The following is a 16,565-nucleotide window of genomic DNA, read 5'->3' as shown; positions in this document are numbered from 1 at the left end:
CATCTTTCATGATTGGCAATTATTTAACACTTGTATTTAATATAGCACAATGAAGCTCGTTTGACAATATCTACTAAAAATTATTTCAGTCTTAGAGGAAAAAAATACAATATTCCCAGACCTTGTCATGCAAGGTACATGCGGGTAAAAAGATCGTAAGCATCATGGATGGCATTGCCGCCGTCGCCTACCTCATTGGCATCGCCCACGATGGCGTAGCTCATACGTTCATCCATCAGCCACATGGTCAGTTCCGTATCCACAGAGGATTCGCTGCCGCCGGCCCAGATAACCGTATCTGCAGAAACAAACATCGTCATGGCGCCGATCTTTACATATAGTTTTCTGTCTTCCATCAAAGTCGCTTCCGTTGTTGTCAGCATGCTGATACCTTTCCTTTTCAGATCATTCAGCAAAGGTCTCGCCATGGCGCCCATATCCATGCCCATTTTCTTTTCTTTACCGATGACCTTGATGGGAGAATATTCCTCTACCGTCTCTAGTCGTTCCGCCAGGAATGCCGCTGTTTCCAGGCCGATGGCGCCGCCGCCAAGGATGACCACTTCACCTTGCAGCAGTTCTTCTATTTTTTCTTCCTTCATCTGCAAAACTTCCTGTGCAGTGAAATATTTTTCATCCGATAGGCCTTCAATGGACTGTTTTTCAGGCTGACTGCCCGTCGCCAGAACCGTGAAATAAGGTGTTTTGTCTTTGATAAAATCCAATGTGCCTTCTGTTTCTGTCAAAATATTCACGCCTAATTCTTCCAGCGTGTACTTCATATAATCGATATATTTCAGCAGATCGCCCTTTTTGGGAGGCAGTGCCGCCAATCTCAGCTGACCGCCCAGTTCCTTTTCCTTGCAGACGATGGTCGTTTTAAAGCCACGTTCCGCAGATTTTTTCGCCGCTTCCATGGCTGCAGGGCCGCCGCCGATGACGATACATTCCTTTCTGGTAGCGATTTTTCTTCGCTGATTTTCAAATTCCTCTCTGCCCGCTTCGGGGTTAAAGGCACAGGTAATCTCCTCGCCTTTCAGCACAGCTGCAATGCATTTATTGCAGCCCTGACAGGGCAGATAAGGCTTGCCTTCCTGCATCTTATTGGCAAAAGCAGGGTCGGCAAGGAATGCTCTTGCCGTACCACAGAAATCGCACAAACCTTCCGCCAGCAGGCGTTCCGCTGTTTCCGCATCATGGATGCGGTTGCAGGCGATAACAGGCACATTCAGATACTTTTTCAAAATACCTGCGAAAGGCGCATAGGCCCCCTTTGATACGTGATAGGAAATCTGCTCGATGAGAGATTCATGCCAGCCGCCTGTGACGGTGATGCCGTCAATAGAGCCTGCATCTACGGCTTTTTTGCAGAACATCAGCGTATCTGTCAGCTCGTAGCCACCCTCCACCATCTGGGCTGCAGAGACTTTCACCAATACAGGATATTCGCCTACTGCGTCTCTTACCGCCGCCAAAACTTCCAAAGGATAAGTCATGCCGTTTTCGTTTTTATAACCATATACATCTTCTCTCAGGTTGGTGATGGGAGAGAAAAATTCAGAAAGCAGATAGCCCGCAGAAGCACTTATCTCCACCATATCTGCGCCAATTTCTTTGCAAAGTGCCGCCGCTTTTGCGAAAGCATTTTTTGTTGCAGAAAGGTCTTCCGCTGTCATTTCCTTTGGCTCCGTTTTAAAAATGGGAGAAGCTACTGCGGAAGGCGCCAGCAAAGGCTTTTCACCGTGATTTTTTTCGTTTTCATTTCGTCCACAGTGGAACAACTGCACGATCAGTTTACAATCATGGGCATGGACGCGATCTGCAAGCGTTTTCAGGCTTTCCTTATCCACTGTTTCTGCGTCATACATACCTTTCAGGGCGCCTGCTTCATTTACCGCAAGCAAACAGGTCACTGCCGCTGCGCCACCTTTTGCTATTTCTTCATAATAAGCATAATCCCGCTCCGTCAAAGCATTTCCCCCAGCGAAGCCCGTGTGCATCGCCAGCATGATCCAGCGGTTTTTCAATTCTAACTCTCGAATTCTAAATGGTGTAAAAACCATATTCATCCCTCCATTCTTTTCTTAGGATATCATATCCACCTGTATTTTTCTATATAAAAACCGGGAACGGTTTTATTCCATCTCCCGGTGCATTTCCTGTTTATGTATATACATTCTTTCGTCGGCCTTTTCCAGCAGTGTATGCATGGTACAGTTTTCGAATTCTACAGAAACAGCAAAGCCGGCCGCATAACTGATTTTCGCATTTTTTGTCTCTGCATTATATTTTTCCACAGCCGCCGACATATCCCGCAGGATACGTTCTGCATTTTCTTTTCCGGCACCCTTGGCAATAACGATGAATTCATCTCCGCCATAGCGGCCTACAAAATCACTGATACGGATGGTTTTCCGAAGAATAGCCGCAAAGTCCGCGATCATCTGATCCCCCGCCTTATGTCCCAGTGTATCATTGACCTTTTTCAGATAGTTCAGGTCGAACATAATTAGAGAAACATTCCCCTCCAGAATAGTTTCATCTTCGATCAATTCATTACAGCTGCTCTTGTTAAACAGCCCTGTATGGCGATCCATGCGGGCCCTTTTCGTCAGCTCTCTGTTGGAGAAGATGGCCTTCACCGAAACAAAGATCAAAAATGACGTCAGCGTAAATTGCAGCCCCGCGGAATTGCCGTGGAAATAAAAGGACACTATATCCAGCGCAGCGCCGCCTGCACACAGCAAAAAACAGACCATATTGATCTTCATGCGGAAGTCGTTTTTTCCGCGTTTCCATTCGTAGACCATCAGAGAAACGATGGAAAAAACAAACAATATAATCGCAATATGGGTCAGATGCAGGGTTTCCTTGAAATCGCAGATGCCCGTCATCTGCAATATCGTAACGACAACGCCATAAAGAATCACGATCCCACAAACGATATCGTACAAAGGGTAACGCCGTTTTTGGAATTCCCCTCGGATAAACAGCATCAGCGCAACAGGAAAGGTCAAAAGCATCGCCAGCGTGATATAGGATAAAAGCATAGGATTCCCAGCAAACAACAGAGGTGCTGTCCGCAGATCTGTCAGCTTCCAAAGGCCCACCATGATGGAAAACAGCCCCAGATATCCAAGATTTCGGCTTTTCCGCTTCAGATACAGATCAAAGGCCGTGGTGGCGAGAAAAATGATCCCTGCCAGAATGGCCAGCGCACTCAGAATGATCAATGGCAGATCCATGCGGAACTGATCCAGACAAAACTGCATCTGAGAACCAAGATAAAAGGTAACATCATTTTCTGCCACAGATTCATAAATAGGATACAGGTCTACCTTGATTTCCTTCCCGATATCCGCTGTCCGCAGGTGCAGCATGACCCAGTTGCAGCCAATGGTACCGCCGATCCGATTTCCTTCTTGCGGCATCAGCTGATAGACCACTTCCCCGCCAATGAAAACTTCCGCCCAATGATGCACCAGATAAAAAGCAAAGCAGTTGCCGCTTGCAGGGATATCCTCCAGTACCCACTTATATTCCCGGCAGATGCCAATAGGTGCTTCTGCGTCCTCCAACACCTGATAATCGTAAGCATCTATGGTCTGATACTCACCGCTCTCCCGCGTCTGAGAAACAGAAACGTTTTCAAAACACCCCAGATAAAGCAGTATCACAGCCACCAGAAGCACAAGGACACCATATCCCCTGCGCAGGATGCAGTCTGTCTTTGTATTCGATTTTGTTTGAAAGGATAAGCTCATCTTCGTACACCTCAAGCAAACATTTGTCATTCTTAAATACTATACCATCCAAAATTCTACTTTACAAGTAGGTTTCATTATATTTAACAAAAAGGGAAAGCGGCAAAGTTCGCTCACAACAAACTTTGCCGCTATATTTAAGAAAAGAGTAACCTAATTTTTAGAGAGGAAGTATTAAAACTCGAGATTTTTCTCAGTTTCTTTATCAAAAATATTCACATTTTTGCCGCGGAAGGTAAAGGAAACAGGTGCGCCGATGGAGAAATCCAGATTTTCATCATGGATATCGTTCATCTGTACGATCATGATGCTGTCCTGACCGCAGGCATCCACATGCAGATGGATAGCAGAGCCCATCATTTCACTGACATCTACTTTACCGTGGATCATCTTATCTGCATCGCCCTTCAGCAGCAGGTGTTCGGGACGCACACCCAGTGTAACGGACTGGGGTTTTACATCCTTCTTCGCCAGATTTGCCTGTTTGTCTTCAGAAAGAACCACTTTTGCACCATCCAGAACAACAGCATATTTTCCGTCTTCTTTCACCAGTTCTGCATCATAGAAGTTCATCTGAGGCATACCGATGAAGCCTGCAACGAATTTATTTGCAGGATGATCGAATACTTCCTGGGGTGTACCAATCTGCTGTACAACACCATCGCGCATGATAACGATACGATCACCCAGTGTCATGGCTTCTGTCTGGTCATGGGTTACATAGATGAATGTTGTATCGATCTTCTGGCGCAGCTTGATGATTTCTGCACGCATCTGGTTACGCAGTTTTGCATCCAGGTTGGACAGAGGTTCGTCCATCAGGAATACTTTAGGGTTTCTAACGATAGCACGGCCGATGGCTACACGCTGACGCTGACCGCCGGACAGGGCTTTGGGTTTTCTGTCCAGATACTGTGTGATATCCAGAATTTCAGCCGCTTCGCGCACCTTCTGGTCGATTTCTTCTTTGGGCAGTTTTCTCATTTTCAGAGAGAAAGCCATGTTATCGTATACTGTCATATGAGGATACAGAGCATAGCTCTGGAATACCATTGCAATATCTCTGTCCTTAGGAGATACATCGTTTACTTTTACACCATCGATCAGCAGTTCGCCGCCGCTGATCTCTTCCAGGCCGGCAACCATACGCAGCGTTGTGGATTTGCCGCAGCCGGAAGGGCCAACCAGTACGATAAATTCCTTATCGGCGATCTCTAAGTTGAAATCCTCAACGGCCACAACGCCTTCCGCTGTGATCTTCAGATTGGATTTCTTTTCAGGCTCGCCTTTTTTCTTCTTTTGCTTTTGTGCATGAGGATAAATTTTCTTGATATTTTTCAGCGTTACGCTTGCCATTTTTTCTTGCTCCTTCCATAAAGCCGCGTCATTTCGGCGATCTTTTCGGTCAATTCATCGGTGATCTGGCCTTCCGTCAGTCTCCACTGCCAGTTGCTGCCCAGGGTGCTGGGGGTATTCATGCGGGCCTCTGCGCCCAGACCCAGAAAATCCTGCATCTGTGCCAGAAAGAGATCCGCAACAGAACTCATGCCGCCTCTGAGGATGCCCCAATGGAAGCCTTCCTCTTCATTCAGGCCCAGATATTTTACCGCCATGGTGATATCTTCGGCCGCTGCGGCATCTTTCCATGCCATCACAGTTTCATTATCATGGGTGCCTACATAGCATACACAATGGGATGTGTAGGTATGGGGCAAATAGTCGCTGGGTTCACGGGAATCAAAGGCAAATTCCAGCACCTTCATCCCGGGGAATTCGGAATCCTTTAAAAGCTGCTGTACCTCGGGGGTCAGATAGCCCAGGTCTTCCGCAATAAAGGAAACATGAGGGAACCAGTTTTTCAGCACAGAGACCAGCCCCATGCCGGGGCCCTTTACCCAATGGCCATTTTTCGCATTGGTATCGCCATAGGGCACTGCCCAATAGCTTTCCAGACCACGGAAATGGTCGATACGAATGACGTCATACAATTTGGATGCGCCGTCGATGCGTCTGATCCACCAGCCATAGCCATCTGCTTTCATGGCATCCCAGTCATAAAGAGGATTGCCCCAAAGCTGCCCTTCTGCACTGAATGCATCGGGAGGTACACCGGAAACTTCATGAGGTACATTCTTTTCATCCAACTGGAAGAAATGGGGTTCTGCCCAAACATCAGCAGAATCCATAGCCACATAAATAGGCATATCGCCAATGATGCCGATGCCCTGTTCTTTCGCATAGGAGCGCAGTGCGTTCCACTGTTTGAAGAACAGATACTGGATATATGTAAACAATCTGATATCTTCTGCCAGTTCCCGACGGTATTTCGCCAAAGCATCATTCTTTCTCAGGCGGATGTCTTCATCCTCCCATTCTGTCCATGCTTTCATGCCGAAATTGCGTTTCAGCGCCATATACAGAGCGTAGTCAGGAAGCCAGCTTTTATTTTCTTCTGTATATTTTTCAATTTCTTCTGCATCTTTTTCCCAGCCGCGCTGTTTTGCTTTTTCCAGCAGATCAAAGCGGCTTTCGTAAACTTTTGCATAATCTACCTTTGCAGGGTCACTGCCCCAATTGGCAGCATCGATTTCCGCCTGTTCCAGCAGACCCTCCTTGCAAAGGACCTCCAGATCGACGAAATAAGGGTTGCCTGCGAAGGTAGAAAAACTCTGATAAGGCGAATCCCCATAGCTGGTAGGGCCAACGGGAAGGATCTGCCACCATTTCTGTTCGGCTTTCACCAGAAAATCGATGAAATCATAGGCCGCTTTGCCCAGGGAACCGATACCATAGGGAGAAGGCAATGCAGAAATCGGCATCAAAATGCCGGAACTTCTTTCCATAGCCATTCCTCCTTACCCTTTAACAGCACCAGCCAGAACACCTTTGATGATATGCTTCTGACCCGCCAGATAGATGATAACGACAGGCAGGACAGTCATAACGATACAAGCCATCATAGGGCCCATTTCTACTCGGCCATAGCTGCCGCGGAAATACTGGATCAGCATGGGAATGGTTCGATACTGCTTGATATCCAGAACCAGTGTAGGCAGAAGGTAGTCGTTCCATACCCACATGGTCTCCAGAACACCTACAGAGATCATCGTAGGCTTCAGCAGCGGAAATACTACTTTAAAATAGGTCTGCAAAGGGTTGCAGCCATCGATCATTGCTGCTTCTTCCAGCTCCACAGGGATAGATTTCACAAAGCCGGAGAACATGAATACTGCCAGACCCGCACCAAAGCCAAGATAGATGAAGCAGATCGTCCAGGGAGTATTGAAGCGCAGACCGAAAATATTCAGGCTGTCCGCTGTCTGGGACAATGTGAACATTACCATCTGGAAAGGCACTACCATGGAAAAGGCACACAGGAGATAAATCAGCTTGGAGAGCTTTGTATTTACCCTTGTGATGTACCATGCACACATGGAGCAGCACAGCAGGATCAGTACTACGGAAGATACGGTGATAAATGCGCTGTAGGCAAAGCTCTGCAGGAAGCCCTGGGCGCCTAAAGCGCTGATATAGTTTTTCAGCCCCGCGAAGGTATCCGCATTGGGCAGTGTAAATGTTTCTGCTGTGGTGATAGCTGTTTCCTTTTTAAAGGAGTTCATTACAACCATCACGATAGGATACATGTACAGCACGCAGATAACAGAGAAGAAAATTGTACCAATAGTGCTCCACATGGATTTTTTCGCATTGTTCATTACTGCTGCACCTCCTTAGAACGTGTTGCACGAAGCTGTGTCAAACCAATGATAACGACCAGGATGAAGAAAATAACCGCTTTCGCCTGACCGATACCTTTCCAGGCCGCGCCTGCGCGGGCATAGAATGTATAGTAGATATTCAGAGCCATCATTTCTGTTGTATGACCGGGGTCACCTGCTGTCAGGGACAGGTTCTGGTCGAAGAGCTTGAATGCGTTTGTGATTGTCAGGAACAAACAGATCGTAATAGAAGGCATAACCATAGGCAATTTTACCTTCAGCAGTGTCTGCCAGCTGGTCGCGCCATCGATGGAAGCCGCTTCCATCAGATCAGGAGGTACGTTCTGCAGGCCTGCAACATAAATGATCATCATATAACCAATCTGCTGCCAGCAAAGCAGAATGATCAGACCCCAGTAACCGGCCTGAGTATTCAGCGCCAGCAGGGGTTCGCCCAGTTTCATCAGAACGGCATTGAACAATGTCTGCCAGATATAACCCAGCACGATACCACCGATCAGGTTGGGCATGAAGAATACAGTTCTGAAAACATTTGTGCCTTTCAGTTCTTTTGTCAGCGCCAGGGCGATAGCAAAGGCTGTCACATTGATGATCAGCGTTGCCACGATCACGAAGGCAACTGTGAACCAGAAGGAATCAATAAAGGATGTATCTGTCAGGGCTTTCACATAGTTGGAAACGCCTGTGAATTTCGCATTATCTACTGTCGTAAACTGGCAGAAGGACAGATACAGGCCATGCAGGAAGGGCCAGATAAACCCTACACAAAAGGCCGCCAGCGTGGGGGCTACAAATATAGGAAACCACCTTTTTAAAGTTTTTTCCACGGGTAGTTCATCTCACTTTCTTTTTTGAATGTAAGGGATATTTGCCAAAAATAATGGGGAAGCATGCGCTTCCCCACTCTTTATCTTTCGTAAGAATTCATTTCAGTCGGAATTGTTTACCAGCTAATCAATTGTTTGCCAACTGATATTCTGTTACCCAACCGTCAACGAATGCGGAAACAACTGCAGCCCAGTTATCATCTGTCTGATCAGCAGCATAAGCTGTCAGAGCAGAGCCAACGCCGTTTTTCCATTCTTCGGAGGGCATTGTAGGGAAGTTCCAGGATACAGGTGTTTTGCCTGCTGCTGTCAGTCCAGCATCCTGTTTTACGAACAGGTTTGTGGATTCCTGAGCACCCTGGAAAGGAATTACGAAGCCCATGCCTGCTGCGCCGCTGGGCATTGCGCCTTCGCCGCCGCACATAGCTGTTGTACCAACTTCAGATGTTACGCACCAGTTCATGAAGTCCAGAGTTGCCTGGATATCAGCTTCAGATGCTGTGTTGTTTACACACCAGTAGTTTTCTGTACCTGTGCACAGACCCTGGTTTGCTTCATCGCCAACGCCGAAGTAGATAGGGATCATAGCCAGGTCTTCATCTGCGAATTTACCTTCGCCTACCAGGTTGCCGTATTCCCAGGAACCATTCTGGAAGAATACTGCTTCGCCTGCCAGGAATTCATTTCTGGAGTCATCGCCTGTTTTTGCAGACAGTTCAGAAGGATCGCATGTGCTGTTGTTGATATACAGATCCCACATTGCGCGGTAGTTATCCAGGTATGTACCCTTGATCGCATCTGTGGAGCCGATGCCGTCTGCCTGATATTCGAAGTAGATGGGCAGGTTAGCCAGATGTGTTTTGAATCTCCAGTCGGAGGAGCCATCCATACCTGCGGAGGAGAATGCTGCGAAGCCCAGTGTGTCTTTATTTGCTGTGATGTCTTCTGCTACAGCCTTCAGTGTTTCGAAGGATGTGATTTCATCTACAGAGTGGCCTGCTTTTGCCAGCAGAGTTTTGTTTGCGATAATACCATAGGATTCGATTACATAAGCGATACCTGCTACGGAACCATCTTCATTTTTCAGAGCAAAAGAGTCGCTTGTCAGCTGGCTCAGTACATCTGTGCCTGTCAGGTCATAGCAGTAATCTGCCCAGTTTTTCAGGCCAACGGGGCCGTTAACCTGGAACAGTGTGGGTGCATCAGATTTACCCATTTCTGCCATCAGAGTTGTTTCATAGTCACCGGAAGCTGCTGTTACAACTGTTACAGGCACGCCTGTTTCTTCTGTATAAGCTGCTGCCAGTTCCTGCCACTGTGCATCCTGTTCGGGTTTGAAGTTCAGGTAGTACACAGATGCTGTGTCGTCGCTGGAAGAATCTGTGCTGCCGCCGCATGCTGCCAGGCCTGCACACATAACCAGAGACATCATAAGTGCTAATACTCTTTTCATGTTACATCTCCCTTTCATTCTTTCATTGTTTTAAAATATATCTTCATACCCCCGGAATATTTTCATATTCCGTAGGATATAAAAATCAATCCAGTTTACGGATACTGCCGCCCTCTCTCAGGGATGTTTCCAATTCCATATGGCGATTACCCGCTTTCTTTTCTACCATATCCAGCAGGATACGCACGGAACGTTCGCCCAGCTCTTCCGCCGGCTGCACCAGGGTCGTCAGCGTCGGCACTGTATAGGTCGACATGGTAATGCCATCAATGGCGATGACGGAACAATCCTCAGGTACGTTCCAGCCTTCATCAGAAAGAGCCTTCATAGCTGCCACTGCCATGGAATCAGCAATAACAAAAGCCGCTGTGAAATCTTTTCTGCGCCGGGCCAGCCTGTGCATAGCGCCATAGGCAGATTCCATATCGAATTTTCCCGTTTCTTCCACCAGTTCTTCATCCAGTTCAATGCCATGATCGAGCAAAGCCTGACAATATCCTTTATAGCGCAGCTCTGATACGGAATGGTCATGTCTGGAATCCAGGATCAGGGCAATTTTTTTATGCCCCTGTTCGATCAGCAGTTCCACCGCTTTATAGGCTTCCTTCTGGTCATTGATGGTAACAGAAGAATAGGCATCTTCCTTCAGCCCGCCAAAGCTGTTGGTATAGGAACAGCAGACGAAAGGCACCTTCAGCACTGCGATCTGCTCCTTGGAATAATCGAAGCAGCCACCCAGAAGGATCAGCCCCCGCAGTCTTTTGGATTGCACCAGGCTTGCCCCTGCGCTCAGTTCATCTTCGCCGCTGGCGATCTGATGGAAGATCATGGTATAGCCTGCCTGCCCCACCGCATTTTCGATAGAACGGATGACTTCCGTAAAAAAGGGGTTGCCGACACCACGCACCACCAGGCCAATGGAGTTGCTTTTGGGCTTTACCAGATCCCTGGCGCTGCCATTGGGCACATAATGGACTTCCTCTACCACCTGCATAACCTTTTCGCGCACCTTTTCGCTGACATCAGGATGGTCATTGAGGACACGGGAGACTGTACTGACAGACACACCGCAGCGCTCTGCAATATCCTTGATCGTCATCCTCCGCACCTCATTTCTTCCGTAAAAAGATTTTCGAAAACGTTTCCAGAAACGTTACCGGGAACGTTTCCAGAAACTTTATATAAATGATAGCAACTTTTTGTCTCACCGTCAATCCCCCTTTGTGCATTTTTGTAGAGAAGAACAAAAACAAACTTCATCTTTGCAGCATTTTTCACAGCGATTTCGGCAACCATCAGCAATTTCACCTGTTTTTTCGATGAAAAAACGGCTTTCTGCAGGTTTTTTTATTCAAAATGTCCTATTTCGAATCCTTTCGCCTGAGAAAGCCGTTCTTTTAATTGCTATTTTCTATGAGATTTGGATCATTTTTCCCGTGCAATGATGATCCTTACCGCATCATCAAAGGTATATCCTTCCAGATAATATTTCTCAGCATCCATCGTGTTGATGTTTACCTTCGTATATGTCCTGCTGTCTGTCTTGATGTAGCACTGAACTTCTTCACTAACACCCAGCTTCGTGCTGCCGCTGTATGCTGTCAGATAATCTACGCTGCTCAAAGACTTAGAGGGCAAGCTGATAGAATAGGTCCATGTGCCATCCACCATACGGAATACCGCAGGACCGCTCTTCACGCTGTTTGTAGATGTACCAGTATATACCACGCCATCCATGATGTACTTAAAGGTATAAAGTGTTTCTCTTTCTCCATCTTCATCTTTTTCACCAGTATAAGATTCATCCACAGAGTAAACGATACCATAGCCTCTACCCTCGCTGACTGCATCATACAGGATCAGATCGGTGATCTCATTGCTGTTGTTCACAGCATAATAATATACGTCGTTGGAAGAGATGGAAACGCCCAGCAGCTTGCTTACATAGATACGTGTTGCAGAACCATCCTGAGAAACATTGATGATCTTCACATCATCAGCAAATTCACGGGAACCGATCTTTGTACCATCTTTGCTTACAGTGCCAGACAGAGTACGTTTATTCAGTTCCTTGATGTTGAAATCGCTGCCGGAGAAGGTGATGGATACCAGATCGCCTGCTTCATAATCGTCATCGTCAGCAGTAAATGTTCTTGTGGTACCGTCGGTACATGTCACGTAAAGCACTTCATCTACTGTAGCCACGCCTGTTTCGTCGACATAGTTTGTTACACCTGTGCTGGTCACGATACCGATATAACTGCCGCTGTATGCGCTGGTGGAAACTACATCCACCGCAGAGCCATCCATACCGATCAACAGTGTTACGATGTCGCCGATCTTATAATCGCCCAATGTAGACAGTTTATATGCTGCCGCTGCTTCCAGTTTGTATGTGCAGCCTGCTACTGTCGCTGTTTCAGGAGCCACTGCATTAGGAGAAGCTGCAGTATAAGTACCTGTAACGTGGTTGCTATAAAGCCATACGGTCTGCATGCCTTCGTTGTAGTAGTAAACGTCGTAAGCCTTCGCTTCTGCCGCTGTAGAAGCCACGCCGTTTTTGTAAACAGCACCGATAGAGAAAGGTACAACTGCAGACAAACCGCCGTCTGTTTCCAGAACAAAGGGGCCTTTCAGGTCTTCGGAAACGATTGCAGAATAATTCAGGGTGTCGCCGCTCATACTGTAGCCAAGCGTTTCCGCATAGCTCTGACCTGTTGCTGTATCTGCATTCATCAAATTGTAAAACAGGTAAACGCAATCCTGTTTTGTCAGGGTCTCCCCTTTGGTAAAGGAAATGCCATCTGCCAGCCCCAAAGCCTTCGCCTTAGAGATCTGAGCATACGGGAAAGTACCTGCCAGAGAAGCAGGATCATAGCCCAACAATTCCAGCAGAGAAGCCGCCGCTTCTTCTGTGCGGATACCGTCATTTACGCGGAATTTGCCGCTGACACTGCCCGTCATCCAGCCCTTTTCCACAGCTACGCGGATATATTCCGAAGCCCAATGGCTTTTGGGCACATCGGGGTAAAGGGCGCTGATGCCCTCCTCCTCTACTTCATCTTTATATTCAGAAGCGGAAACCAGCATTTTTGCAAATTCCCCACGGGTCGCTGTGGCAGAACTTGTGTCGGACAGGATGCCCAATGCCTTCACTGTCTGCTGGGCTGTGGCAAAATCCGCAGCAAATGTCATCTGCGGGAATGCAGCGCAGAGCATGGCTGCCGCTAAGATCATACATAATCGTCTTTTCATACAAACCTCCTTAATCATAACGCAAAGCATCAATGGGATTCAGCTGTGCCGCTTTTTTGGCGGGCATATAGCCGAAGAAAATACCGATACCTGCGGAAATGCCAAATGCCAGAAGCACTGAGAACAATGTAGGAGAAACGGTCATTTCCGCTTCCATCACACTTCGGATAACCCGAGTCGCTGCAAAGGACAGGATATAGCTCAGAATGATGCCGATGATGCCGCCCAAAGCGCTGGTCACTGCCGCCTCTGTCACAAACTGGCGCATGATATATTTTTCTTTCGCTCCTAAAGCCTTACGGATACCGATCTCCTTTGTTCTTTCCGTTACGGAGACCAGCATGATATTCATAATACCGATGCCACCAACCACCAGAGAAATGCCCGCAATGACCGCCAGAACGGTGATAAGGACATTGGTCATACTTGTCATAGATTCCAGCATTTCGGAAACGCTGGATACCATATAGGAATCCTCATCCCGATAAAATTCATAGAGCTCCTGTTCCAGAAGTTCCTTACTCTGTGTAGCGGTATCTTCGGAAACCATCGTCACTACAAAAGAATTGATAGAACCATAGCTCATACGGGAAGCTGTGGTATAAGGGATATAAATTGCATCGTCGGTGCTGTTCTCTTCACTTTCCGCCTTTTCATCCAGCACGCCAACAACGGTAAATTCCTTCCCATTGATCTTCAGACTCTGCCCTACGGCATTGCCCATAAACATTGTCTGATTGATATAACTGCCTACTACACAGGTATTCATTCGTTTCAGTTCATCGACATACTGCAACAGACGCCCATTCACCAGCTCCAAAGATTTGATCTCGAAATAATCCTTCCCAACGCCTGTTACCGTAGTGTAATCCATGCTGTCTGTACCGATTTTTACTGTACCATTGACGCTGACTGTAGGAGAAAGCAAATCGAAATAATCGGCGTTTTCTTCCACAATGGTTTCCATATCTTCTACCTTCAGTGTTTTGGAAGAAGAACCACGGCCCATCAGATTGACGGTCATAGTATTGGTGCCCAGACTTTTGAAACTGTCTCGCATATAATTTTCCATACCGTTGCCAAGCCCCATGATAACAACGACCGCCGTGACACCAATGATAATGCCCAGCATCGTCAGAATGGAGCGGGTCTTGCTGGACATGATGTTTTTCCACGCCAGCAAAAAGGTTTCAGAAAAACTCATTCTTCCACCTCCTCATCCAGCATCAGGTTTGCCTGTACGAAAGCCTTCGGATCATCGGCAGAGCCATCATAGACTACCTTGCCGTCATCCAGACGGATGACTCTTTGGGCCGTTGCGGCTATGCCGTTATCGTGAGTAATAAGAACGACCGTATTGCCCTCTTTATGCAAAGTCTGCAGCATTTTCAGCACTTCACGGCCTGTTTTGGAATCCAGCGCGCCTGTGGGTTCGTCCGCAAGGATGACCGAAGGATTTCCAACTAACGCGCGGGCAATGGAAACACGCTGCTGCTGCCCGCCGGAAAGCTGATTGGGCAAATGCCTTGTTTTATCCCCCAGGCCAACCCGCTCCAATGCCTGCTGCGCCAATGCATGGCGCTCTTCTTTGGGCACCCCAGCATACATCAGGGGCACCTCTACATTTTCCAGAAGATTCAGTTTCGGCAGTAGATTATACTGCTGGAAGATAAACCCTAATTTTTCATTTCGAATGGCTGCCAGTTCATCTTTATTCATGGAGCCAACGTCTCTGCCGTCCAGAAGATATGTCCCTTCGCTGGGAACATCCAGGCAACCGATGATATTCATGCAGGTGGATTTCCCCGAACCGGACTGACCGACGATGGATAGGAATTCTCCCTTATATATTTTGAAATTGATCTTATCCGCTGCAATAACTGTGGTATCGCCCATAGGATAAATTTTAGAAACATCGCAAAATTCAATGATCGGTTCCATCTGATCACCTCATTCCGCCGCCGGGAGCACCGCCACTGCGATCGCCGCCCATATTGCCGCCGCTAGGGCCTCCTTGCATTCCGCCGCCCTGCTGCATTCCGCCACCAGGCATACCGCCGCCCATACCGGGCATCATGGTCATTTCTTCACTGTCTCCTGCAGTAATCTGCATATAAGCAATACTTTCGCCTTCTTCGATCCCGCTGACGATTTCGATATAGCTATCATCGCTAACGCCGACTTCTACTTCACGATAGCCATAGCCTGCGGGAATATTGTCGCCTTTGGCTTCAATTTCGCCACCCTTTACCAGAACGCGATTGCCTTTTTCCACAGCGGAAATGGGAACTGCTACCACGTTTTCCGCATTCTGAATCAAAATTTCCGTGGAAACGTTCATGCCAGGCATCAAGCCTTCTGTTTCCGTCAGCTGAATTTCTACAGGATATGTGGTTACACCATTGGTAGTTGTACCCATCATGGTGATGCTTGTGACAGTGCCTTCATAGGTCTTACCTTCCACCGCATCGGCTGTGATGTTTACCTTCTGTCCCTCTTCAATGCTGCTGATATCCAATTCATCCACATTCAGTGTGATTTTCAGATAGGACAGGTCGTAAACGGTACAAAGACTTTCCCCTGCATCAGAGATCGTATCGCCCTGCTTGAAATTCTTTTCGATGATCGTACCTTTGATGGGAGATTTGATCGTATAGGAATCCAACTGATCCTGCCTGCTTTCCAGAGACAGTTGAGAATTGCGCACCTGATTTGCCGCAGATGTAACAGAATCAGAAACATCGCTGCTTTCCAGAACCACCAGTGTAGCATTTTTCCCTACAGTATCCCCTTCCTTGACAGGAATAGAAATGACTTCGCCGCTGACGGCTGCTGTTACCGTGCGGGATTCCTTATATGTAAAGGTACCTGCGGAAGAAGCACCACTGCTGCCGATTTCTGCCGTTGCTTTCTGAGTATCGGAAATGGCGCCGGGGTTATCCACTTCAATGGTAACGTATTTTACCAGTACATTACCATTCAGAATGGTATCCGCACCGCTGACCGCTGTTACCTTGCCCGCCAGGGTTTCAAAGGAGCCATACAGCGTTACTTCCGCTCTCTGGCCCACATAAAAACTGCTGGCATCTGCAGAGGGGAAAGGTAGTTTGATGCTCATAGAAGAAGCATCTCTTACCACTGCAATGGTATCGCCTGCCTTTACTTCATCGCCTTTATCTACGGCAATTTCCACTACCGTGCCCTTTACAGGAGATTTTACGTTCAGGTCTGCCAGATTTTCCAGTTTTCTTTGATAACTCAGCTGAGATTCAGACAGGGATATCTGTGCCTGTTCGATGCTGTTTGCCGCATCGGAACTGTCGATCTCATAGAGGACTGCATCTTTCTCTACCTCATCTCCCACTTCAAAATTCGCAGACAATACATCCCCTTCCACCAATGTGGTGATGGTATAGGAATCGGCAGGCTCCAGGGTGCCGCTGCCGGAAATGCTTTCGGCAATATCCCTTCTCTGGGCTTCTTCTGTCAGATATTCCTCCTCCACTCTGGCATCTTTTCCGCCGCC

13 protein-coding genes are annotated in these 16,565 nt (G+C 47.5%); all 13 read right to left on the bottom strand.

Annotated elements, in window-relative coordinates; genetic code table 11:
• Window positions 1-125: 125 nt before the first annotated feature.
• The gene (locus IJ369_RS00520) at window positions 126-2,063 is read right to left on the bottom strand and encodes an oxidoreductase (protein WP_290714711.1); all 1,938 of its coding nucleotides are present in this window, start codon (window positions 2,061-2,063) and stop codon (window positions 126-128) included.
• Window positions 2,064-2,135: 72 nt separating this feature from the next.
• A complete protein-coding gene (locus tag IJ369_RS00515) occupies window positions 2,136-3,764 on the bottom strand; it encodes a sensor domain-containing diguanylate cyclase (RefSeq protein WP_290714708.1) in 1,629 nt (542 codons plus the stop codon).
• A gap of 174 nt (window positions 3,765-3,938) precedes the next feature.
• On the bottom strand, window positions 3,939-5,120 hold the full coding sequence (locus IJ369_RS00510; RefSeq protein WP_290714705.1) for an ABC transporter ATP-binding protein: 1,182 nt from the start codon (window positions 5,118-5,120) through the stop codon (window positions 3,939-3,941).
• A complete protein-coding gene (gene malQ, locus IJ369_RS00505) occupies window positions 5,108-6,607 on the bottom strand; it encodes a 4-alpha-glucanotransferase (protein WP_290714703.1) in 1,500 nt (499 codons plus the stop codon). Before malQ ends, IJ369_RS00510 begins: the two co-directional genes overlap by 13 nt.
• A gap of 12 nt (window positions 6,608-6,619) precedes the next feature.
• Complete coding sequence (locus tag IJ369_RS00500; RefSeq protein WP_290714701.1) at window positions 6,620-7,480, bottom strand: carbohydrate ABC transporter permease; 861 nt, start codon at window positions 7,478-7,480, stop codon at window positions 6,620-6,622.
• The gene (locus IJ369_RS00495; RefSeq protein ID WP_290714699.1) at window positions 7,480-8,331 is read right to left on the bottom strand and encodes a carbohydrate ABC transporter permease; all 852 of its coding nucleotides are present in this window, start codon (window positions 8,329-8,331) and stop codon (window positions 7,480-7,482) included. The genes IJ369_RS00500 and IJ369_RS00495 overlap by 1 nt, the downstream gene beginning before the upstream one ends.
• A 127-nt stretch (window positions 8,332-8,458) precedes the next feature.
• Complete coding sequence (locus tag IJ369_RS00490; protein ID WP_290714697.1) at window positions 8,459-9,784, bottom strand: ABC transporter substrate-binding protein; 1,326 nt, start codon at window positions 9,782-9,784, stop codon at window positions 8,459-8,461.
• 85 nt (window positions 9,785-9,869) lie between these two features.
• On the bottom strand, window positions 9,870-10,883 hold the full coding sequence (locus tag IJ369_RS00485) for a LacI family DNA-binding transcriptional regulator (RefSeq protein ID WP_290714695.1): 1,014 nt from the start codon (window positions 10,881-10,883) through the stop codon (window positions 9,870-9,872).
• A complete protein-coding gene (locus IJ369_RS00480; protein WP_290714693.1) occupies window positions 10,880-11,080 on the bottom strand; it encodes a hypothetical protein in 201 nt (66 codons plus the stop codon). The genes IJ369_RS00485 and IJ369_RS00480 overlap by 4 nt, the downstream gene beginning before the upstream one ends.
• Window positions 11,081-11,209: 129 nt before the next feature.
• Window positions 11,210-13,039 carry an S-layer homology domain-containing protein gene (locus IJ369_RS00475; protein WP_290714690.1) on the bottom strand — a complete coding sequence of 610 codons (1,830 nt, stop codon included), beginning with the start codon at window positions 13,037-13,039 and terminating at the stop codon, window positions 11,210-11,212.
• A gap of 10 nt (window positions 13,040-13,049) precedes the next feature.
• Window positions 13,050-14,243, bottom strand: a complete 1,194-nt coding sequence (locus tag IJ369_RS00470) for an ABC transporter permease (protein ID WP_290714687.1) — start codon at window positions 14,241-14,243, stop codon at window positions 13,050-13,052.
• Entirely contained in the window at window positions 14,240-14,980 is a 741-nt protein-coding gene (locus IJ369_RS00465) for an ABC transporter ATP-binding protein (RefSeq protein ID WP_290714686.1), read from the bottom strand. The genes IJ369_RS00470 and IJ369_RS00465 overlap by 4 nt, the downstream gene beginning before the upstream one ends.
• Before the next feature lie 4 nt (window positions 14,981-14,984).
• A partial coding sequence (locus IJ369_RS00460; RefSeq protein ID WP_290714684.1) for an efflux RND transporter periplasmic adaptor subunit occupies window positions 14,985-16,565 on the bottom strand: 1,581 nt, incomplete at its 5' end.

It is taken from the genome of Anaerotignum sp., assembly GCF_017483025.1.
In the GTDB taxonomy this organism is placed as follows: Bacteria; Bacillota; Clostridia; order Lachnospirales; family Anaerotignaceae; genus Anaerotignum_A.
Note: the sequence above shows the minus strand (reverse complement) of the source record. Positions and strands in the feature narration are given on the sequence as shown.

Excerpts from the sequence above, each read along its gene's own strand:
- IJ369_RS00480 (WP_290714693.1), bottom strand. The coding sequence starts at position 11,080 with ATGGTTGCCGAAATCGCTGTGAAAAATGCTGCAAAGATGAAGTTTGTT.
- malQ (WP_290714703.1), bottom strand. The coding sequence starts at position 6,607 with ATGGAAAGAAGTTCCGGCATTTTGATGCCGATTTCTGCATTGCCTTCT.
- IJ369_RS00475 (WP_290714690.1), bottom strand. The coding sequence starts at position 13,039 with ATGAAAAGACGATTATGTATGATCTTAGCGGCAGCCATGCTCTGCGCT.
- IJ369_RS00520 (WP_290714711.1), bottom strand. The coding sequence starts at position 2,063 with ATGGTTTTTACACCATTTAGAATTCGAGAGTTAGAATTGAAAAACCGC.
- IJ369_RS00515 (WP_290714708.1), bottom strand. The coding sequence starts at position 3,764 with ATGAGCTTATCCTTTCAAACAAAATCGAATACAAAGACAGACTGCATC.
- IJ369_RS00465 (WP_290714686.1), bottom strand. The coding sequence starts at position 14,980 with ATGGAACCGATCATTGAATTTTGCGATGTTTCTAAAATTTATCCTATG.
- IJ369_RS00490 (WP_290714697.1), bottom strand. The coding sequence starts at position 9,784 with ATGAAAAGAGTATTAGCACTTATGATGTCTCTGGTTATGTGTGCAGGC.
- IJ369_RS00510 (WP_290714705.1), bottom strand. The coding sequence starts at position 5,120 with ATGGCAAGCGTAACGCTGAAAAATATCAAGAAAATTTATCCTCATGCA.
- IJ369_RS00470 (WP_290714687.1), bottom strand. The coding sequence starts at position 14,243 with ATGAGTTTTTCTGAAACCTTTTTGCTGGCGTGGAAAAACATCATGTCC.
- IJ369_RS00500 (WP_290714701.1), bottom strand. The coding sequence starts at position 7,480 with ATGAACAATGCGAAAAAATCCATGTGGAGCACTATTGGTACAATTTTC.
- IJ369_RS00485 (WP_290714695.1), bottom strand. The coding sequence starts at position 10,883 with ATGACGATCAAGGATATTGCAGAGCGCTGCGGTGTGTCTGTCAGTACA.